Annotated in this window: 17 protein-coding genes and 1 tRNA gene; 9 read left to right on the top strand and 9 right to left on the bottom strand. The window is 67.9% G+C overall.

All coding sequences use genetic code 11. The annotated features are described in order from the left end of the window. Positions 1 to 143 precede the first annotated feature (143 nt). Together MMG85_RS01410 and MMG85_RS01415 are read left to right on the top strand one after the other, a co-directional pair. Positions 144 to 545 carry a cytochrome c gene (locus MMG85_RS01410; RefSeq protein ID WP_241044310.1) on the top strand — a complete coding sequence of 134 codons (402 nt, stop codon included), beginning with the start codon at positions 144 to 146 and terminating at the stop codon, positions 543 to 545. Positions 546 to 552: 7 nt separating this feature from the next. Then, positions 553 to 1,008, top strand: a complete 456-nt coding sequence (locus tag MMG85_RS01415) for a cytochrome c (protein WP_055944695.1) — start codon at positions 553 to 555, stop codon at positions 1,006 to 1,008. A 157-nt stretch (positions 1,009 to 1,165) separates the two neighbouring features. Here the strand turns inward: MMG85_RS01415 and MMG85_RS01420 are convergent, their stop codons facing one another. Continuing rightward, positions 1,166 to 2,809 carry a hypothetical protein gene (locus MMG85_RS01420; protein WP_241044264.1) on the bottom strand — a complete coding sequence of 548 codons (1,644 nt, stop codon included), beginning with the start codon at positions 2,807 to 2,809 and terminating at the stop codon, positions 1,166 to 1,168. Between the two features lie 15 nt (positions 2,810 to 2,824). Continuing rightward, positions 2,825 to 3,421 (bottom strand): NfuA family Fe-S biogenesis protein, encoded by a 597-nt coding sequence (locus MMG85_RS01425; RefSeq protein ID WP_055944688.1) that lies wholly within the window; start codon positions 3,419 to 3,421, stop codon positions 2,825 to 2,827. Between the two features lie 94 nt (positions 3,422 to 3,515). Here MMG85_RS01425 and MMG85_RS01430 point away from each other — a divergent pair, with 94 nt between their 5' ends. Both MMG85_RS01430 and MMG85_RS01435 read left to right on the top strand, forming a co-directional pair. Then, the gene (locus MMG85_RS01430; RefSeq protein ID WP_241044265.1) at positions 3,516 to 3,863 is read left to right on the top strand and encodes a 4a-hydroxytetrahydrobiopterin dehydratase; all 348 of its coding nucleotides are present in this window, start codon (positions 3,516 to 3,518) and stop codon (positions 3,861 to 3,863) included. Continuing rightward, complete coding sequence (locus tag MMG85_RS01435) at positions 3,863 to 4,276, top strand: energy transducer TonB (RefSeq protein WP_241044266.1); 414 nt, start codon at positions 3,863 to 3,865, stop codon at positions 4,274 to 4,276. The genes MMG85_RS01430 and MMG85_RS01435 overlap by 1 nt, the downstream gene beginning before the upstream one ends. A 1-nt stretch (position 4,277) precedes the next feature. Here MMG85_RS01435 and MMG85_RS01440 read toward each other — a convergent pair whose 3' ends face one another. Further along, positions 4,278 to 5,276 carry an RluA family pseudouridine synthase gene (locus MMG85_RS01440; protein WP_241044267.1) on the bottom strand — a complete coding sequence of 333 codons (999 nt, stop codon included), beginning with the start codon at positions 5,274 to 5,276 and terminating at the stop codon, positions 4,278 to 4,280. A gap of 383 nt (positions 5,277 to 5,659) precedes the next feature. Here MMG85_RS01440 and MMG85_RS01445 point away from each other — a divergent pair, with 383 nt between their 5' ends. Next, entirely contained in the window at positions 5,660 to 8,797 is a 3,138-nt protein-coding gene (locus MMG85_RS01445; RefSeq protein ID WP_241044268.1) for an Rne/Rng family ribonuclease, read from the top strand. Between the two features lie 142 nt (positions 8,798 to 8,939). Next, the gene (locus tag MMG85_RS01450; RefSeq protein WP_241044269.1) at positions 8,940 to 9,677 is read left to right on the top strand and encodes a hypothetical protein; all 738 of its coding nucleotides are present in this window, start codon (positions 8,940 to 8,942) and stop codon (positions 9,675 to 9,677) included. An 836-nt stretch (positions 9,678 to 10,513) separates the two neighbouring features. On the opposite strand, the gene MMG85_RS01455 is transcribed toward MMG85_RS01450, so the two are convergent. Next, positions 10,514 to 11,161, bottom strand: coding sequence for a response regulator (locus tag MMG85_RS01455; RefSeq protein WP_241044270.1), 648 nt, complete (start codon positions 11,159 to 11,161; stop codon positions 10,514 to 10,516). Between the two features lie 146 nt (positions 11,162 to 11,307). Between MMG85_RS01455 and MMG85_RS01460 the strand changes: the two genes are divergently transcribed. The 3 genes from MMG85_RS01460 to MMG85_RS01470 all read left to right on the top strand — a co-directional run bounded on the left by MMG85_RS01460 (position 11,308) and on the right by MMG85_RS01470 (position 13,729). Beyond that, on the top strand, positions 11,308 to 12,186 hold the full coding sequence (locus MMG85_RS01460; protein WP_241044271.1) for a M28 family metallopeptidase: 879 nt from the start codon (positions 11,308 to 11,310) through the stop codon (positions 12,184 to 12,186). Positions 12,187 to 12,607: 421 nt separating this feature from the next. After that, the gene (locus MMG85_RS01465) at positions 12,608 to 12,829 is read left to right on the top strand and encodes a hypothetical protein (RefSeq protein WP_055944655.1); all 222 of its coding nucleotides are present in this window, start codon (positions 12,608 to 12,610) and stop codon (positions 12,827 to 12,829) included. Positions 12,830 to 12,928: 99 nt separating this feature from the next. Beyond that, positions 12,929 to 13,729 carry an isocitrate lyase/phosphoenolpyruvate mutase family protein gene (locus MMG85_RS01470; protein ID WP_241044273.1) on the top strand — a complete coding sequence of 267 codons (801 nt, stop codon included), beginning with the start codon at positions 12,929 to 12,931 and terminating at the stop codon, positions 13,727 to 13,729. Positions 13,730 to 14,155: 426 nt separating this feature from the next. On the opposite strand, the gene ggpS is transcribed toward MMG85_RS01470, so the two are convergent. The 5 genes from ggpS to MMG85_RS01495 all read right to left on the bottom strand — a co-directional run bounded on the left by ggpS (position 14,156) and on the right by MMG85_RS01495 (position 18,891). Next, the gene (gene ggpS, locus MMG85_RS01475; RefSeq protein ID WP_241044274.1) at positions 14,156 to 16,453 is read right to left on the bottom strand and encodes a glucosylglycerol-phosphate synthase; all 2,298 of its coding nucleotides are present in this window, start codon (positions 16,451 to 16,453) and stop codon (positions 14,156 to 14,158) included. Positions 16,454 to 17,242: 789 nt separating this feature from the next. Next, positions 17,243 to 17,524: a hypothetical protein gene (locus MMG85_RS01480; protein WP_241044275.1), complete on the bottom strand. Its 282-nt coding sequence runs from the start codon at positions 17,522 to 17,524 to the stop codon at positions 17,243 to 17,245. A 389-nt stretch (positions 17,525 to 17,913) separates the two neighbouring features. Then, positions 17,914 to 18,378: a hypothetical protein gene (locus MMG85_RS01485; protein WP_241044276.1), complete on the bottom strand. Its 465-nt coding sequence runs from the start codon at positions 18,376 to 18,378 to the stop codon at positions 17,914 to 17,916. A gap of 130 nt (positions 18,379 to 18,508) precedes the next feature. Beyond that, positions 18,509 to 18,757, bottom strand: coding sequence for a hypothetical protein (locus MMG85_RS01490; protein ID WP_241044277.1), 249 nt, complete (start codon positions 18,755 to 18,757; stop codon positions 18,509 to 18,511). A gap of 44 nt (positions 18,758 to 18,801) precedes the next feature. Beyond that, positions 18,802 to 18,891 (bottom strand) — tRNA-Ser (locus MMG85_RS01495). Positions 18,892 to 19,060 lie beyond the last annotated feature (169 nt).

The following is a 19,060-nucleotide window of genomic DNA, read 5'->3' on the forward strand; positions in this document are numbered from 1 at the left end:
GGCAACCGCCCGGCGGCACCCGCCAGCGTCCGTTTGCGCGCAGACGCTCTCTGTGCGCGGCATTCGGTCGCAGGCTATACTTGCGTTCAGCCAAGCGCCGCGGTGGTACGTGGCGCGCGCAACCTGAGAGTTTCACGAGAATGATGCGACTGCTGCCGCTCGCTGCTTGCCTTGCCTTGGCCGCCCTTCCGCTGGCCGCCCTGACCGCCCAACAGGACACCCCGGTTGCGCCGGCCACCGAAGCCGCCGCTGCGCCTGCCGCCGCGCCCGCTGCCGCCGCACCGAAGCCGCTGGTCGGCAACCCCGACACCGGCCGCACGCTCAGCTACACCTGCCAGGGCTGCCACGGCATCGAGGGTTACAAGAACGCCTATCCGAGCTTCAAGGTGCCGAAGATCGGCGGCCAGTCGGCCGACTACCTGGCCAACGCGCTGACCGAGTACCGCACCGGCAACCGCAAGCACCCCACGATGCAGGCCCAGGCGCAGAGCTTCTCCGACCAGGACATCGCCGACATCGCCGCTTTCCTTTCCACCGTCAAGTAAGCCCACCATGCCCAACGCCAAGCACGCCCAGCGTCTAGCCATCGTCCTGTTCGCGGCCCTCACCCTGGTGGCTTGCTCGAAGGAAAGCACCGAGGCTTCGGCCGAGAATCCCGGCCACGCCAGTGGCCAGCACGGGTCCAGCTCGTCGGCCGGCCTGCCCAAGGGCCATATCGCCAAGGGCGAGGCACTGGCCAAGGCCAAGGGCCAGGCCACCGGCCAGAGCTGCGTGGACTGCCACGGCGCCGAAGGCAACGCGCCGATCGACGACACCTACCCCAAGCTGGGCGGCCAGTACGGCGACTACCTGGCGCACGCGCTGCAGGCCTACCGCAGCGGCGATCGCCAGCACGCGCTGATGACCCCGCAGGCCGCCGGACTCAGCGACCAGGACATCTCCGACCTGGCGGCGTACTTCGGTTCGCGCCCGTCGCAGCTGCGCGACCTGCACGGCGTGCACAACTAAGTCTTCCCCCCCTATCGGGAATGCGAAAACGGAGCCCAAGGGCTCCGTTTTTGTTTGCGGCAACCTTGCGTGGGAGCGACGTCAGTCGCGATGAGCCATCCGGATGCGTCATCGCGACTGACGTCGCTCCCACAAGACCCTCTGAGACCGCACACCCTCAGCTGTCGGTCGGGATCGGCGTGCGCTTGACCGGGATCTCCGGCGGCGGTCGTGCCCGCGGCGGCTCCGGGAACAGGCTGCCCAGGCCGCAGCCGCCGCCCAGTTGCAGCACCGAGATCGCGCACTTGAGCTTCATGCGGGTGCCGGGAATGGGAATCTCGACTTCGCGCACATTGCGTCGCACCCATTCGGCGAGCAGCGACTCGCTGGGCACCCAATATTTGTCGAAGCTGGTCGGCTCGTAATCGTAGGGCGGCCGCTGCAGCCAGGTGCCCGCCTCTTCCAGCCGCTCGCGCGTCCATTGGTCGTTGCCGCCGCCCGGGGCGCCGCGCTGTGCCGTCGCCTCGCCGGCATTGCCGGGCACGCGCAGGCTGCCGTCGGTGTTGTACAGGCCGGGCTGGTCGCGCCCGTCGGCCGCGCTGTCGCCGGCCACGTTGCGGCGCGCATTGCCCCATTCGTCGGTGCCCGCCGGCGTGTTCCAGCCACCGGGTTCGGCGGCCGGCAACGGACCCGGCGCGGTGGAGGTGGGCGACGCGCTGCCGCGCGGGGAGGCACCGGCCGTCGATGTGCTTGGCGCCGCCGTGTTGGCCGTCGATGACGACGCCGGGCTCGGCGGGCGTGCGCTGGCCGGTGCCGGCGGCGCCGGCCGCGGGGACGGCTCGCGGACCTCGGCTTGCCGCACGCTGCGTTCCTGCGTGGCGAGGGGACGCGGCGTCACCTCGCGCGACGGCACCGGCACCGCACGGATCTGCGGGGCGGGCGCCGCCACTTCGCGCTCCCTGACCTCGGCCTCGCGCGTGGCCACCGCCGGCACGTCGACGGCGCGCACCGGCACGTCACGGCGCACGACCGGTGCGGTGACCGGGGTGGGTATCTCGCGATTGGGGACGCCGATTTCCCGCAACGCCGGCTGCGTGATCTCCGGTTGCCGGGGCGTGGGCGGCGGCAGCACGAACGCACGGGTGGGTTCGGCGACCTCGGTCACCTGCAGCGGCTGCTCCGCGATTTCCGGCAGCGGCACGTCGGGTGGCGGGATGGGCGGCAGGTCCATCGCCACCGTGGGTGCCGGCACGTCCGCCGGCACCGGGACCTGTTCGACAGGCGACGATTGCGCGGACGACGGCGAGACCGAAGCCGAAGACGACGGTGCGGCGCTGGCCGACGGCGCGGCCGCCTCACCGGCCTGTGTGGCCCCGCCCGACTCTTCGGGACTGCCGTCGCCGATCATTTCCAGCCGCACGCGGCTGCTGTCGCCGGCCTCCTCGGGCGGCGGCGGAATCTGCACCAGTGCCACCCACAGCAGGAACAGGACGAACAGCAGGTGCAGCAGGCTGCTGCTGAAGCCCGCGGCCCAGCGCATCCAGCGCTCTTCGCGCGGTGGCGGGCCCCAGCCCTGGTAGAACAGCGCGCGCAGCGCGCCAAACCTGCCAGGCAGGAAAGGAGCCGCGCGCCCGACCGGCCGTGCACGCGCGATCACCGCATCGACGATGGCGTCGGCCTTCTCGGCGGTGATGCGCCCCAGCCGTTCGGGCAAGGCACGCAGCCACAGACCCCAACCGAAGGGCAGGCCGGTCTGGCGTTCGACGATGGGTGCCGCCTTGCGTGGCAGCAGGTGCGCGATGACGTCGGTGGCGTTCGTCACCGGCGCTCGGCTCCGTCAGGCGGCGTTGCCGCGCGGGATGTAGGGTGCATCGCCGGTCCCGTGATCGGTCGCGTCGCGGACGGCGGTGACGCCGGGCACGCGGGCCATCAGCGTCTTCTCGATGCCCTGCTTGAGGGTGACGTCGGCCATGCCGCAGCCATGGCAACCACCGCCGAAGCGCAGCCACACCACGCCCTCAGCGCTGACTTCCTCGACCGCCACGCGTCCCTTGTGCGACGCCAGTTGCGGATTGATCTCGTTGTCGACCACCCAGCGCACACGCTCGACCAGCGAGGCCGCATCGCCGGGCGCTTCGCCCTTGATGCGCGGCGCCTTGATGGTCAGCTGCGTGCTGGCGCCCTTCAATACATAGTCGATGTCGGCGCCGTCCAGCCAGTGCACGCTGGCCGCGTCGACATACAGCGTGAAGCCGTCGCAATCGACGGCCCATTCGTCCCCCGCCAGGTCGCGCGGCTCGGCGAATTCCAACCGCGCGTCGGCCTGGGCCGTGCCGGGATGGACCGCGCTGAGGCGCACGCCCAGTCCGGGCAGGGCTTCGCGTTCGATCAGCTTGCGGAAGTGCGCCTGCGCGCTGTCGGAAATCTGAATCATGCGGGCTATTCTAGCCCCCTGCCCGACGGGCATTCACATCCACAGGCCGGTCGTCGTGGTTCATTCAGACTGGTCGCCCAGCAGGAGTTGCGCCATGTCCGACCTCATCCCCCTCGCCCGCGCGCATTGCGTGCCGTTGCGTGGCAGCGAGCACCGCCTGCCGCCCGCCCGCATCACCGAACTGCTGCCGCAGATCCCCGGCTGGGAGGTGGTCGAGGACGGGCATGCGCTGCTGCGTACGTTTCCGTTCGACAACTACTACGAAACCATGGCGTTCGTGAACGCGCTCGCTTTCGTCGCGCATGCCGAAGGCCACCACCCCGACCTGGGCGTGCATTACAACCGTGCCGTGGTGCGCTACTCCACGCACGACGTGGGCGGCCTGAGCGAGAACGACTTCATCTGCGCGGCCAAGGCCAGCGCCCTGCTGGGAGAATCCTGATGGAACTTCGCATCGCCCCCGTCACCGTCCTGCTGCTTGCTGGCGCGCTTGCACTCTCGGCCTGCGCCAAGAAGCAGGAAGAGCCGGCAGTGCCGCTCATCGCGCCCACCGAACTGGCCGCCATCGACACGCCGCCGCCCGCCTATCCGCCGGAAGCCGAATGCGATGGCAACGGTGGCACCACCGTCCTGCGGGTGACCGTCGAGCGGGATGGTGTGCCGGCACGTGTGGCGCAGGTGCAGAGCAGCGGCAACGCGGCACTCGACAAGGCCGCGCTGGAAGCAGTCCAGACGTGGAAGTTCCGCGCCGCCACCCGCAACGGCAATCCCGTCAGCCACACCATCAACGTGCCGGTCACCTTCCCGCCCGTGCTGGAGAAGCCGACGCGGTGCTTCGCCCAGGGCGCGGGTTGAGTCAGCCCAGGCGCTCCAGCGCCTCCGCCAGATCCTCGGACAGCGGCGCGCTGAGCACATAAGGCGTCCTGCCGCCGTCGAGGGCGAACTGCAGCGAGGCGGCGTGCAGGAACAGGCGCTTCAGCCCCACCTGCTCGCGCAGGCGCTTGTTGACGGCCGGGTCGCCATACTTGTCGTCGCCGGCGACCGCATGGCCGATGTGCTGGGCGTGCACACGGATCTGGTGGGTGCGGCCGGTCTCGATGCGGACTTCGCAGTACGAGTGCCCGCCGCGCCGTTCCAGCACGCGGAAGTGGCTCAGCGATTCCTTGCCGTCGCGATGCACCTGCACGTGGCGCTCGCCGCCCTGGCGCAGGCCGATGTGCAGCGGCGCGTCCACGCTCATCACCCCGTCGGGCATGCGCCCGACCAGCAGGGTCAGGTAGCGCTTCTCGATGCTGCGGGTGCCGTCCTCGCTGTCCTCGCGCAGCAACGCCTGCAGTTCGGACAGGGCCGCGCGCTTCTTGGCCATCACCAGCAGACCGGAGGTGTCGCGGTCCAGCCGGTGCACCAGCTCCAGCGTCCGGTTCGGCCGCAGCGCGCGCATCGTCTCGATGGCGCCATGGCTGATGCCGCTGCCGCCGTGGCTGGCCACGCCAGTGGGCTTGTTGATCACCAGCAGCCGCTCGTCCTCGAAGACGATGGCCGCTTCCATCCGCTTGAGGAAGCCGGCCGGCGGCGCGGCCTTTTCTCCGACCTCACTGAGACTGACCGGCGGGATGCGGACCTCGTCCCCGCCCTCCAGCTTGCGCTCGGCCTTGGCCCGACCGCCGTTCACCCGCACCTGGCCGCTGCGCACCAGCTTGTAGACCAGGCTCCGCGGGGCGCCTTTCAACTGGCCCAACAGGAAGTTATCCAGCCGCTGCCCGCCACGGTCCTCCGGCACCTTGACCGTCCTCACGGCGCTCTTGCTGCCTGCCGCCGGTTTGTCGACGGGGGGGCTGGGGTTGGAACCATTCATTCTGTTACACTCGGAGGGCGAGATAAGGGTTTGATTTCGCAGGGAGTTGCAGTTGGGCCAGAAGCCCGTCTCCCCGCGATTCCGGCAAGTGCGCGGCCACCGCCCCAGGGGCGGCCATGTTAGCGGCTGATCGGCAGGCCCGGATACCGCCGGGTGCGTGACGGCACCTGATGCTGAACATGTCCCGCGCGGCGCCACCTCTTGAGGGAAGCTGCCGCCGGCCCTGCAACACCTATTAGAAAGAAGCGCTCCCGCGGCCTGCCGTGGTGTCGTAGCGCTGGAAACCCGATCCGCCCCGCTGCGCCTGCGCAAGGGGCGGTGCAACGTTCCAGAGGCGAAACCCCATGGCGTTCCGCGCGGTAGCAGCGCGCGAGGAACGCACAATGAAACGCATGTTGATCAACGCCACGCAGGCCGAAGAGCTGCGCGTGGCCATCGTCGACGGTCAGACCCTGTACGACATCGATATCGAACAGCCGTCGAAGGAACAGAAGAAGTCCAACATCTACAAGGGCCGCATCACCCGGCTCGAGCCCTCCCTGGAAGCCGCCTTCGTCGACTACGGCGCCGACCGCCATGGCTTCCTGCCGCTGAAGGAGATCTCCCGCGATTACTTCCAGGCCGGCGTCGACCACAACAAGGCCGGCATCCGCGAGCTGCTTAAGGAAGGCCAGGAAGTCGTCGTCCAGGTGGACAAGGACGAACGCGGCAACAAGGGCGCCGCCCTGACCACGTTCATCTCGCTGGCCGGCCGCTACATGGTGCTGATGCCCAACTCGCCCACCGCCGGTGGCGTGTCGCGCCGCATCGAGGGCGACGACCGGGCCGAGCTGAAGAAGGCGATGGACGCCCTGGCGATTCCCGACGACATGGGCGTGATCATCCGCACCGCCGGCGTCGGCCGTGACGCCGAAGAGCTGCAGTGGGACCTGGACTACCTGCTGAGCGTGTGGAAGGCGATCGCCGAAGCCGCGCTGACCAAGCCGGCTCCGTTCCTGATCTACCAGGAAAGCCGCCTGATCGTGCGCGCCCTGCGCGACTACCTGCGCAGCGACGTGGGCGAGATCCTGGTCGACACCGACGAACTGTACGAAACCGCCCGCGAGTTCATGCAGCAGGTCATGCCGCACAACCTGCGCAAGCTGAAGGCGTACAAGGACGACATCCCGCTGTTCAACCGCTTCCAGATCGAATCGCAGATCGAAGGCGCCTATGAGCGCAACGTGCGCCTGCCCTCCGGCGGCTCCATCGTGGTCGACCAGACCGAGGCGCTGACCGCCATCGACGTCAACTCGGCGCGCGCCACCAAGGGCGGCGACATCGAGGAAACCGCGTTCCACACCAACATGGAAGCGGCCGAGGAAGTGGCCCGCCAGCTGCGCCTGCGCGACCTGGGCGGCCTGGTGGTGATCGACTTCATCGACATGTCGAGCAACAAGCACCAGCGCGAAGTCGAGAACAAGCTGCAGAACGCGCTGAAGTACGACCGCGCCCGCGTGCAGATCGGCCGCATCTCGCGCTTCGGCCTGCTCGAGATGAGCCGCCAGCGCCTGCGTCCGTCGCTGGGCGAATCCAGCCAGATCGTCTGCCCGCGCTGCGAAGGCCACGGCCGCATGCGCAGCGTCGAGTCGCTGTCGCTGTCGATCATCCGCGTGGCCGAAGAGCACGCCATGAAGGACAACACCGGGCAGGTGCTGATCCAGGCGCCGCTCGAGATCGCCAACTTCCTGCTCAACGAAAAGCGCGGCGCGCTGCGCGAGATCGAGCAGCGCCACGACGCGCCGGTCATCATCGTCGCCGACGAGGCGCTGCACACGCCGCACTACGAAGTCACCCGCATCCGCGAGAACGAGCTGGGCGAAGAAAGCAGCAAGCCCAGCTACCACCGCGGCACCCAGCGCAAGCTGCCGGTGCATGCGCTGACCAAGGCCCAGCTCAACATCCCGGCCGCGCCGGCGGTGACCCACGTCAAGCACGCCCAGCCCGCGCCGGTGCGCGAAGAACGCGAAGCCCCGGTGGCCGCGCCTGCGCCCGCCCCGGTGGTGGTGGCACCCGTGGCCGTCGCCGCGCCTGCCTCGGGCGGTGTGGTCGGCTTCTTCAAGCGACTGTTCGGCGGTGGCGAAGCCTCGGCGCCCGCGCCGCAGGCCCGCCCGCAGCAGGACAGCCGCCAGCGCAATGACCGCACCGGCGGTAGCAACGGCCGTCGCGAGAATCGCGATGGTCGTGACAGCCGTGGCCAGCAGAACGGCGCGCGCGGCGGCAAGCAGGACGGCAACCGCCGCGACGAGCGCAACAAGGGCCAGAACGCCCAGGGCGGCAATGCGCAGCAGCAGAAGCCGCGCAACGAACCGCAGGGCCCGAAGCAGCCGAAGCCGCAGGGCAGCCAGCCGCAGAACGGCCAGGGCACTCCGCAGCAGCCGCCGAAGGCAGCCAGGCAGCCGCAGGCTGGCAAGCCGCAGCAGGAAGGCCAGCGCCAGCAGGCCCCGCGCGCAGCGCAGCAGGACGCCGCCGCCAAGCCCGCCGTTGACGAGACGCTGACGACAACAGCGGCAGCCGCCGCCGTGGTCTCCACGCAGGACACCGCACGCATCGCGCCGCCCGCCGCTGCTCCCGTCGTCGCACCGACGGCAGAGGCGCCGGCGACCGAACTCGACACGACGCAGCTCGTCGCCGTCGAGGGCGATGCCGTACCGTCCGCCGAGGGCGATACCGGTGAAGGCGGTCGCCGCCGCCGTGGCCGTCGCGGTGGCCGTCGCCGCCGTCGTGGCAATGGCGAAGCCGGTGCCGGCGAAGAAGGCCTGCTGGCCGATGATCTCGGCAGCGACGACGAAGCCCAGGTCGCCGACCGTTCGCAGCCCGAATTCGACTTCGACGACGAGGAGCCGGCCGTCGCCGCCCCGCGTCCGCCGAAGTCGCGTCCGGCTGCGCCGGTCGTCGCTGCTGTGCTCGCCACACCGGAACCGGCCGCCGTCGACACCACGCCGGACGTCGTGCCCGCCCCGGCCGTGGTCGACACCACCGCTGCCGTCGCGGTCATCGAAGAGGTCAAGGCGGAAGCCGCCCGCGCACAGCCCGAGGTGATCGCCACGGTGCAGCAGGAAGCCCCGGCCGCCGTCGCCATCGTCGAAACGGTGAAGGCCGACATCGCCGCCGAGCCCGCCCCGGTGATCGCTGCGGTTGAAGCGCCCGTAGCCGTGGCCGTGGCCGAAGCCGTCGAAGAGGCCCCGGTCGCGGCCGTGCGCAACGAGCCCGTGCAGATCGACCTGGTCGACGCGGTCAACGAAGCCACCGCCGACACCGAGGCGCCGGTCGAAGCCGTCGCACCGGCCCCCACGCCGGCCGCGCCGAAGCCCGCCAGCGCCCCGGCCACCGGCTCGCTGTTCTTCGTCGCCGACGCGGACACGCCGCCGTCGGTCACGCGCAGCCTGTTCGAACCCGTGGTCGCACCGGTCAAGCCGGTGGACGAGATCGCCCAGGACGACAAGCAGGACGACGACGACACCGAAGAACGCAGCGCCTGACGCGCTGCGGCGCTTCCGGGAAGTAAAAGCACACTGGCCGCGCAAGCGGCCAGTGTCGTTTCAGCCCCCTGTCGCGCGGGTTGGCAAGGGTGGAACGATACGACTACAGTCCCTCCATGTTCCCAGTGCATGGATGCCTGTCATGAAGTCAGTCGCCTCGTCCTTCACCCTGAGCTGTGCGGCGATCGCACTGCTTGCATGCATGTCCGGCACGGCCGGCGCCCAGTCCCGCGAGGTCTACACCTGGACCGAAGGCCCGGTGGTCGTGCGCGGCTCCGACAACACGCGGGAACAGCTGTTGAAGCAGACCTTCATGGAGGTGTACTGCGTCGACATGCCCGACGCCGGCCCCATCGAGAACGTCGTGCACGGCACCCTCAGGGGGGGCGCGATCTCTTACTACCGCCTGGCCTACACCAACGGCCTGCATGGACACGTGGTGACCTCCACCCTGCCGAATGGCCGCGCGGCCTCCGACGAGTACGCGCGGCTGTTGCAACGCGAGCAGGACAACGCATTGGCCATCCGCGCGGCAACCTCCGGGGAACGCTATGTGGTCGGCACCGGCACATCGACCTTCGGCTCTACCGTGGAGATGCGCCTGCTCAACATCGAGGGCGGCAACGAGGACGGCCCGTTCCCGGTCACGCGTCCCCTGCTGAACGTACCCGATGAACCGCTGTACTCGCTTTCGGTCCATCGCCTGTTCGTGCACGGCGGCAGCCGCTACGAAATCGCCGTGCTGGGCGTGCCTGCGAAAGGCGAATCTCGCGCTGCGCTGGAAACGCGCGCTACGAAGCTGGCCGACACGATGGTGGACTCGCTGCAGACATGTACTGCCAGGATGGAAGCGAAGACACAGGCACAGCCTGGTCGCTAGCGCGCCCATCTCCATCCTCGCAATGGATTCCAGCGTGACCAGACGTGCGTCTGTTGAAAGCCGCTGGAATGACGGCTTGGGCGAGTTGGAATATCCCGACCCTACGTCCGGATCATCACCGCCCGTCGTCCCAGCGAAAGCTGGGACCCATCTTGATCTTTATCCTGACAGCGACGTTGTGGTGGGCGCTGAGGCGCAAGCGCAATGGATTCCAGCTTGCGCTGGAATGACGTCCCCAAAGACGAAGAGAGCTCCGTCATCCCGCCGGCTTTAACAGACGCACGTCTGGTCAAACCGGGGACCCAGCGACTAGCGTCATTGTCCTGCGTGGAAAGAGAAAGGCATGAGGTCCCGGCCTGCGCTGGAATGACGATCCCGGACCGTCGTCCCAGCGGCTTTCAACAGACGCACGTCTGGTCACGCTGGGACCCATCTTGATCTTCATCCTGATCGCAACGTTGCGGTGAGTGCGGCCGCGCAAGCGCAATGGATTCCAGCTTTCGCTGGAATGACGTCCTCAAAGGCTAAGGAAGCCCCGTCATCCCGGGGGCTTTTAACAGACGTACGTCTGATCAAGCCGGGACCCAGTGACTGGCGTCATCGTCCTGCGTGGGAAGCGAAAGGCACTAGGTCCCGGCCTGCGCCGGGATGACGATCCCAGCTCCGTCATCCCGGCGGCTTTTAACAGACGCACGTCTGATCAAGCCGGGATCCATCTTGATCTTGATCTTGATCTTGAGGTTGCGGTACGCGCTGCGGCGCAGAAGCAATGAATTCCAGCTTGCGCTGGAATGACGGCACGGAAGACCCTACCGCCGGATGCATCGCCTGCCCACTCAGAGCGCGCGCGTCGGATCCATCAGGCCCCATTGCGCGGCCAGTCGGGCCAGGGCGATGTTGTCCTGTACGCCGGTCTTCTCGAACAGGCGCGTCTTGTGCGTGTTCACCGTTTTCGCGCTCAGGCTCAGGCGGCGGGCGATCTCTTCCTGGCGCAGGCCCTGGGTCAGCAGCATGGCCACTTCCAGTTCGCGCGGGGACAGCGCATCGAACGGCGAGGCGTCGCCGCCGACCGTATGCAGCGCCAGGTTCTGCGCCACGTTGCTGCCCAGGTAGCGCTTGCCGCGCGCCACGTCGCGCACGGCACGGATCAGTTCCGCCGCATCGCCGGCCTTGCCAAGGTAGCCGGACGCGCCGGCTTCCAGCAGGCGCTTAGGCAGCGGACCGTCTTCCAGCACCGACACGATGATCACGCGCACGCCGATGTCGGCCCGCATCAGGCGCTCGGTCACTTCCAGTCCGCTGTAGCCCGGCAGGTGCAGGTCGCACAGCACCACGTCGGGTTTCAGCTGGCGCACCAGCGGCAGTGCCGCCTCGCCGGTTTCCGCCTCGCCCACCACCTCGATCTCCGTATCGGTGCCGAGGATCAGGCGCATGCCGGTGCGCACCAGGGCGTGGTCGTCGATCAGGAAAACGCGGATGGTCATGTAAGCCGATGCCTTGGGGAGAACGGGTCGAGCGTAGAGGGGCCGTCCGTCGCCGCGCAATTAACATTGTATCGATGCGCGGCGACTACATGGGTGTAGTCGCCGGGTGCGTGCGGCATACTCGGATTTTCCACGGGGATTCCACCATGTCCGATCTGCGCCATCGCGTCCGCGTTGCCCTGCTGCTGTCCCTCGTCGCCAGCGTCCCGGCCTGGGCCGACAACACGGTGTCGGAGCGCTGGCAGCAACAGGTCGAAGCGATCAGCGCGGGCACCGGCACCATCGCCCGCGGCGACGCCATCGGCGCGCGCCTGGACACGCTGGGCATCGCGTGGAAGCGCGAGGCGTTCGTGCGCGGTGACCAGGCCGGCGAGAATCTCGTTGCCGATCTCGGCGGCCCCGACAACGCCCCGCTGCTGCTGATCGGCGCGCACTACGACAAGGTGCCGGTCGGCCACGGCGCCACCGACAACGCGTCCGGCGTGGCGGCCGTGCTGGAACTGGCGCAGGCGCTGAAGGCCAAGCCGTTGGCCCACCATCGCGTGCAGGTGGTGTTCTGGGACCTGGAAGAAAAGGGTCTGGTGGGCGCGCACGCCTGGGTCGCCACCGAGGGGCGCGAGAAGCCGGCGCTGTACGTCAACTTCGACGTGTTCGGCTGGGGCGACACGCTGTGGATGATGACGCCCGCCGCCGAGGGCGACAGCCGGCTGGTCGCCGCGCTGCGCACCGCCAGCACGCAGGAGAAGCTCGGCTTCGCGCCGGGCGACAAGTATCCGCCCACCGACCATCTGGCCTTCCTCAAGGCCGGCTGGCCGGCGGTGTCGTTCTCGCTGGTCGGTGGTGACGAGATCGATCCGATCCTCGCCGTCTTCGGCGGCGGCAAGCCGGCGCAGGTGCCGAAGGTGATGCAGGTGATCCACAGCGAACGCGACACCACCGCCGAACTCGACGGCGCGCGCGTGGACGACGCCCTGCGCGTGGTCGAGCAGGGCCTGCGCGCCTGGGACGCCTCCGCCACCCACTGACACCGTGCTGCGGATACACGAACGGGCCCTTGCGGGCCCGTTTGCGTTGGGGGGCGAGAACACGCCTGGCTCTCCGGGCGGCGACGGTGTCGGACTCGCGGTCCACCGCCAGGCGCAGCACGGAACAGGGGGTGTCCGGGGAAGCTGCGTTCGGTTCTCTCGTGGTGCCCTGGGTGTCAGCCTTGCGGCTCGGTAGCAGGGGTGTGCGGGGGACAGAGGGGGTGGATCCGTCTTCCCGACCACTGGCGGCCGTTTTACGTACGGCAATGCGAAGAGGATGTGTAGACGGTTCAGTCGGACCGCACAGTTTTCTCACGCCGTTTCCACATGACTTAATCCCCGGAAACGGCAGCCTGCTCCTATGCGTCCACGTCACGGCGCGCCCCGTAGGTTTCCGCACAGACACCGCACTCTGCTTGCCATGATGACCTTCGACCTGTTCCATGCCCCGGCGGAAGACGGCTCCTACGAGCTGTCGATCAACGAGTCGCCGCCGCTGCATTTCGCAAGCCCGGGCGCCGCGCTCGGCTACGCCGTGAAACTGGCCAACCAGCGCCACCAGCAAGGGCTGGACTACGCCATCAACATCGAGGGCGGCGACGGCCGCTGGCGGCTGTTCGAGGGCTGGAAGCTCTGCGCGTGATGCAGAGGGTGCGGCGGCCGTAACGCTGTCCGCATCCGGTGAGTCGACCGCGCCGGGCCGTGGCACCCTGTCGGTCCGACGTCCACCACCGGTTCGCCCATGACACCCTCGCCCGCCGCCCGTTTCCGCCACCTGCACACGCACGGCCTGCTCCGCCTGGCCAACGCCTGGGACGCCGGCACGGCCCGGCTGATCGAACACCTGGGCGCGCCCGCCGTGGCTACCACCAGCGCCGGCCTGGCGTGGGCGCAGGGCTATCCCGATGGCGACACGCTCGACGTGGAAGCCCTGCTGCACGCGGTCACCGGCATCGCGCGGGTCATCACCGTGCCGTTGACCGTCGACATGGAAGGCGGCTATGCGGACGATCCGGCCACCGTCGCCGACACCGTGCTGCGCGTCGTCCGAGTCGGCGCGGCCGGCATCAACCTGGAAGACGGCGCCGGCGATCCCGCCCTGCTCGCCGCCAAGATCCGCGCCATCCGCGAGGCATGCGCCGCGCAGGGCCTGGATGTCTTCATCAATGCACGCACCGATGTGTACCTGCGCGGCCTGGTCGAAGAAAGCGCGCGGCTGGAAACCACGCTGGCGCGCGCCGCGCTGTACCGCGATGCCGGTGCCGACGGCCTGTTCGTGCCGGGCCTGGTCGAGGCCGACGCCCTGCGCACGCTGGCGGTGCGCTGCGGCCTGCCGCTCAACGCCATGCTGCGTCCGCAGTTGCAGGATCTCGCCGCGCTGGAAGCCCTGGGCGTGCGTCGCGTCAGCACCGGCTCGGCGCTGGCCGAATCGATGTACGGCCGGCTGGCCGCGCAGGTCGACACCTTCCTGCATGCCGATGCCACCGCCCTGCCCGACCCGCAGGCCATGGGCTATGGCGCGGTCAACCGCCTGTTCGGCTGAGCCGACGCGCGGGCGGGTAGGATTTTTCCTACAGCACATCGGGACAAGACCCGACTGTGAATGTGAAAGCCATCGGCGAGGATAGCCACGTCCCCGGCAGCACGCCCTGCGCAGGCCACGAATGGCCGCTCTGCAATGGAACTGGGCGCTGCCTTGAGCAAGCAGCACTGCCGGAGCCGGGGACTCCCCCTTTCAGACCCGACCTTCATGGTCGGGTTTTCTTTTGCCTGTCGTGAGCCGCGGATCCGCGAATCAGCGGCCCAGCCAGAGCTCGGGTGCCTGCAGCAAGCCGAACAGTACCAGCGCGGTCGCCGCGATCAGCAGCCAGGCCATGCTCCGCATCATCAACGTGCGCATCGTGGGTCTCCTGCCCCGTGTGTGACGTGACTATCGCGACTCACACGGGAGGAGTCAAAGGTAAATGCATTAAGCCGCGATGGCCGTCTGCGGGTCCGCATGTGCGCCCTCTTCCTCGCCGCGCGCGGCCGCCAGGAACTCGCGTCCCCAGCGCGACAGATCGTGGTGGCGCACGATGTCGAACAGCCGGCGCTGGCGATCCTCGCGTTCGCCCGGTGTCATCGCCAGCGCCTGCCGCAGCGTGCGCGCCAGGTCGGCCGGATCGTGCGGATTGGTCAGCACCGCGCCCTTCAGTTCGGCCGCCGCGCCGGCGAATTCCGACAGCACCAGCACGCCATCGCCGCCGTCCAGGCCCTGCACCGCCACGAACTCCTTCGCCACCAGGTTCAGGCCATCGCGCAGCGGCGTGATCCACATGACATCGGCGGCGGCGTAATGCGCCACCACGTCGGCGAACGGCAGCACGCGGGCGAAGAAGCGCACCGGCGTCCAGTCCAGTTGCGACAGCCGGCCGTTGATGCGCCCCACCGCCTGTTCAATCTGCTGCTGCAGCGGCCGGTACACGGTCATCTCCTTGGCCGCGGGCACGCACACCAGCACCAGCGTCACCTCGCCCTGCAGCTCCGGCGATTCGTCCAGCAGGCGCTCGAACGCGTGCAGCTTCTGCAGGATGCCCTTGGTGTAGTCCAACCGCTCGATCGACAGCACCAGCTTGCGGCGGCCGATCTCGTCGCGGATGCGGGTGATGTCCTCGGCCACCTGCTCGGTCTCCAGGCAGGCGCGGATGCGGCCCACGTCGGTGCCGATCGGATGCGCGCCGATCCGCACCGTGCGGCCGTCGATGCGCAACTCGGTGGCCATGTCCTCCACGCCCACCGCGCAGCCGAAGGTCAGGAAGCGCGGCGCGCACGAGGCGCGCTGGGTCACTTCCACCGGGAACGTGCTGCGCACCGCGTCGGTGAAGTTCTCCGCATGGCGAGGAATGTGGAAGCCCACGTAGTCGCACGCCAGCAGGCTGCCCAGGATCTCGCGGCGCCACGGCAGGATCGCGAAGATGTCCGCCGACGGGAACTGGGTGTGGTGGAAGAAGGCGATCTTCACGTCAGGGCGCAGCTCGCGCAGCACCGACGGCACCATCCACAGGTTGTAGTCGTGCAGCCACACCGTGGCGCCCGGCGCTGCCTCGGCGGCGGCGGCCTCGGCAAAGCGGCGGTTGACGCGCTTGAACAGGTCCCAGTCGTCCTCGTTGAAGCGCGCGCGCTCCCAGAAGCTGTTGATCACCGGCCAGAACGCTTCCTTGGAGAAGCGTTTGTAGAACACGTCCACCTCGTGCTTGGTCAGCGGCACATGGGTGGCGGTCAGGCCGGGATAGCGTTCGGCATCCACGGGCGCACGCGTCTCGATCGGCGGCGCCTTCGGATCGTCCACCGTCCACGCCACCCACGAGCCGGGCTGGCCGCCGCCGAAGAAGCTGAGCAGGCTGGGGATGATGCCGTTCGGCGAACTGTGCGGCCGACGCACGCGCTGGCCGTCGACGATGTGCTCCTCGTACGGCAGGCGGTGGTAGACCATCACCAGCTCGGCCTTGCCGGGCGGATGCAGCGTGGGCTGGTACTCGTCGGTGTCGATCAGCGCGAAGTGCGCCATTGCCTGCAGGATGCCGCCGCAGCCCGGCGCGTCGGCGTGCAGCACGTTGTCCATGTCCGCCGTGGCGGCGACCAGCGCCGGCTCGGATTCGCCCACGCACACGCCGGGGAAGCCCTCGCCGTACATCGACAGGTCGTTGAGGGTGTCGCCGGCGACCAGCACGCGCGCGGGGTCCAGGTCCAGCTCATCCACCAGCGCGGTCAAGGTGCTGCCCTTGCGGGTGTCGCGCGGCAGGATGTCCAGGTAGCGGTCGGCCGAATACAGCACCTCGCAGCCCAGCGATGCCGCGACGGCTTCCACCTCGGCCTGGATGGTGGAGAGCTGTTCGGGATGGCAGTAGTACGAGCAGCGGCGTTCCTGCGGCACTTCCTGCCGCACCAGCATGGGAAAGCGGCGCATGGCCTCGGCCACCACGTGTTCGCCCGGCCAGCGCGCTTCGATCTGCGACTGCAGCGGCTGGATCGGCTGCATGTCGGCGGTGCGCAGCACGGTGGCGCCGACATCGCAGATCACGTAGTCCGGCGTGGGCAGGCCGGGATCGGCCAGCAGCGAGAGGATCGCTTCGCGGCCGCGGCCGGTCACCCAGGCCAGCTTGACGTCGGGATGGGCGTCGACCAGGTGGTACAGGCGCTTGCGCGCTTCCGGATCGCCGGCCAGGAAGGTGCCATCGAGATCGGTGGCCAGAAGCAGCGGTTGGTCGGGTTGTTTCAGCAGGCTCATGCAGGTGCACTCCATAAGGGGGAGATGCCGCGCACAAGGCACGACGCGAAGGCGTACAGGGACGCCGGCGGGGAAGTCATCGCATCGAAAGAAAGGCGCCGCGAACGGGCGCAGGAAACAGGGTGCCGCGTGCCAAGGCACGCTGCGCGCAGAAGCGCTGCAGATGTGCGTCCGTCCCCGAAGCATGGACGCGGACATCGACTGATGCGATGCAGCATTGTAGGCCGCATCTCACAGTGAGAGGTCAACGGAATGTTAAGAATGTTAAATCTGCGGCTGAAAATCGCTGTTTTTGCGCGCTCTCGTGTACGTCGCGCCTCGCACACTTCTGCACGCAGCGTCAGCACGGACGCGCCGGCGCATAAAGCCGGCCGCTTCCACGAGAGCGGCAGAAAGCCTCTCTGTTGCAACATCGCGCCTCTTCAAAGCGGCAGAAACTCTCTCCCGCCACCCTTCACACCGCTTTTGAGAGGCGGAAAGCGTCTCCAGAGAAACAGGTAGCCGCTCTCAAGACGCTCGGTGCCTCTTTGAAGAGGCTTGAAGCCCTCTCTCGCCACGCTTCAAGCCTCTCTGGAGACGCTTGAAGCCGCTCTCGGCAGGTGCAAAATCTCTCTGAATAGGCTTCAAGCCGCTCTTGCCACGCACAAAGCCTCTCTGAAGAGGTCTGAAGTCGCTCTCACCACACTCGGAACCTCTTTGAAGACGCTTGAAGTCGCTCTCCACCAAGATCAGCGTTGCTTGGCGACAGGCGATATGGGGTGGGATCAGCGACCGAAGCCAAGCCCGGCGTCAGGCCAGCAGGATCTTCATCAGCGCCAGCGTCGCCACGGCGGTCGCAAGCCAGATCATCACGCGCTTGAGCAACGCGGCATCCAGCGTCCCGGACGCCCGCGATTCGCGCGGCACGTTGAACCCCACCACCAGCGCATGCACCGGCAGCGCAACCACCAGCAGGAACGCGAACACCCAGTTCAACGTCTCCTCGCCCAGGTGCGGCCAGAGCAACGGCATCACGATGCCGGCGAAGAGGCCGGCAATAGCGGCGGTGATGGGGGTTGGGGTGAGTTTCATGCGGGGCGGCATCCGGACAGATCTTCGCTGCAGTCTAGCCGCCGCATCGCGCGCGTGGCGCAGACACGCACTGGTAAAAAGTCGTACACGGTAGCCCGGGTACGCGAAGCGCAGCCGGGGAGATGGGCCCGAGGTCGTGCAGTGCGGAGACCGGGGTGCGGCCGTTGGCCTTACCCGAGCTACGTTGCTACGGGCTCGCACTTGGGAGGAAGCACCTACGAACGAACTTCGTGATGTTTACAGTCCTAGCTGGCTGTGTAGAGCCTGAAAGCGAACTCATCAAGCTCGTGGATGAATACAGCAAGTAGGATGGGTTGAGCGCAGCGCTACCCATCATCGCGGACGATCAAACACTACGAAACGATGGGTATCGCTGCGCTCCACCCATCTTACAAACAAAGCTCTGCACTTCCGCCTTGGACGCTTCCGAGGAAGTACTGCGCGCCGCCTTGGTTGATGCGATAGGCGACATTGATGTTCTGGCAGCCTTCCGACAATCGGTAGACCTTCCTCACGCCATCCGCCGTCAACGCGAATCCGGCCCAGCCCCGGGACCGCAACACGGTGTCACTGCGCGGACCCGCGATCGGGAAGCCAGCGGATCTAACCGGTGCATCCACACGCGGCTTGTCGGACGACAGCTCGATGGCGTGGGGGCCCATGGGCGTCCCGAGCCCGGTGAACTCAGGCAGCGTCACCATGTCGTCCGTGTTGTTGGTGATCTGGAAGGACACCTCCTCTCCCTCCTGCCAGACCTCGATGCACACCAGGCCCGTGGCGCATCCTTCGGCAACGGGATAACTCCCGTCGCACGCGGCGAGCAGTCCTGCTGCAACGACGATGAGCGCTTTCATGGTTTTCTCCCTGATTGGCGTTCCGTGCACCACATAGGACGGGTTGAACACAGCGATACCCATCATCGCGCACGATCAGACACACCCAAACGATGGGTATCGCTACGCTCAACCCATCCTACAAGTCAGGTCACGGCTTCTTGAAGAACATGTGCAGCCCGGAAGCGGCAAGCCAAAGACCGAAGAAGAGGATCACCGCGACTTCGAACAGCGCCCGAGGCCCCTCGGCGGCAGGCATCTTGGCCGTTGCGGACACCGCGATGTATCCGGTTCCTACGTACGCCATCAGCTTGCCCCACGAGGCGTATGCGAGAAATCCGCCCGCCCACAAGAACAGCATGCCCATGATCTTGTTGTAGAAGCCGTTGCCATCCTTCACGTGCATTGCAGTCCCCGAATGGCGGCGTACGGCATCAAATGAAGTGGCGGAGAGAGTGGGATTCGAACCCACGGTAGGCTTACACCTACGGCAGTTTTCAAGACTGCTGCCTTAAACCACTCGGCCATCTCTCCGTTGTCATTGCCCTGCCCCGGCGCTGCGCGCCGTACGGCAGTTTTACCATCGACCTGCGGTCGATGTTCGCTCCGGCCTGCGGCCTTCGCGTCAAGACGGCTGCCTCAAACCACTCGGCCATCCCTCCGTTCTTCTGACGCTGCCCGCGACCCCGTCGCGGTGCCACCC

Origin of the sequence: Pseudoxanthomonas sp. LH2527 (assembly GCF_022539275.1) — a bacterium.
Taxonomy (GTDB): domain Bacteria; phylum Pseudomonadota; class Gammaproteobacteria; order Xanthomonadales; family Xanthomonadaceae; genus Pseudoxanthomonas_A.

What these genes read in the sequence shown, in the direction of transcription:
- MMG85_RS01485 (WP_241044276.1), bottom strand. Translation starts at nt 18,378, where the DNA reads ATGAAAGCGCTCATCGTCGTTGCAGCAGGACTGCTCGCCGCGTGCGAC.
- MMG85_RS01430 (WP_241044265.1), top strand. Translation starts at nt 3,516, where the DNA reads ATGTCCGACCTCATCCCCCTCGCCCGCGCGCATTGCGTGCCGTTGCGT.
- MMG85_RS01445 (WP_241044268.1), top strand. Translation starts at nt 5,660, where the DNA reads ATGAAACGCATGTTGATCAACGCCACGCAGGCCGAAGAGCTGCGCGTG.
- MMG85_RS01425 (WP_055944688.1), bottom strand. Translation starts at nt 3,421, where the DNA reads ATGATTCAGATTTCCGACAGCGCGCAGGCGCACTTCCGCAAGCTGATC.
- MMG85_RS01460 (WP_241044271.1), top strand. Translation starts at nt 11,308, where the DNA reads ATGTCCGATCTGCGCCATCGCGTCCGCGTTGCCCTGCTGCTGTCCCTC.
- MMG85_RS01415 (WP_055944695.1), top strand. Translation starts at nt 553, where the DNA reads ATGCCCAACGCCAAGCACGCCCAGCGTCTAGCCATCGTCCTGTTCGCG.
- MMG85_RS01435 (WP_241044266.1), top strand. Translation starts at nt 3,863, where the DNA reads ATGGAACTTCGCATCGCCCCCGTCACCGTCCTGCTGCTTGCTGGCGCG.
- MMG85_RS01440 (WP_241044267.1), bottom strand. Translation starts at nt 5,276, where the DNA reads ATGAATGGTTCCAACCCCAGCCCCCCCGTCGACAAACCGGCGGCAGGC.
- MMG85_RS01465 (WP_055944655.1), top strand. Translation starts at nt 12,608, where the DNA reads ATGATGACCTTCGACCTGTTCCATGCCCCGGCGGAAGACGGCTCCTAC.
- MMG85_RS01410 (WP_241044310.1), top strand. Translation starts at nt 144, where the DNA reads ATGCGACTGCTGCCGCTCGCTGCTTGCCTTGCCTTGGCCGCCCTTCCG.
- MMG85_RS01470 (WP_241044273.1), top strand. Translation starts at nt 12,929, where the DNA reads ATGACACCCTCGCCCGCCGCCCGTTTCCGCCACCTGCACACGCACGGC.
- MMG85_RS01450 (WP_241044269.1), top strand. Translation starts at nt 8,940, where the DNA reads ATGAAGTCAGTCGCCTCGTCCTTCACCCTGAGCTGTGCGGCGATCGCA.
- MMG85_RS01480 (WP_241044275.1), bottom strand. Translation starts at nt 17,524, where the DNA reads ATGAAACTCACCCCAACCCCCATCACCGCCGCTATTGCCGGCCTCTTC.
- ggpS (WP_241044274.1), bottom strand. Translation starts at nt 16,453, where the DNA reads ATGAGCCTGCTGAAACAACCCGACCAACCGCTGCTTCTGGCCACCGAT.
- MMG85_RS01455 (WP_241044270.1), bottom strand. Translation starts at nt 11,161, where the DNA reads ATGACCATCCGCGTTTTCCTGATCGACGACCACGCCCTGGTGCGCACC.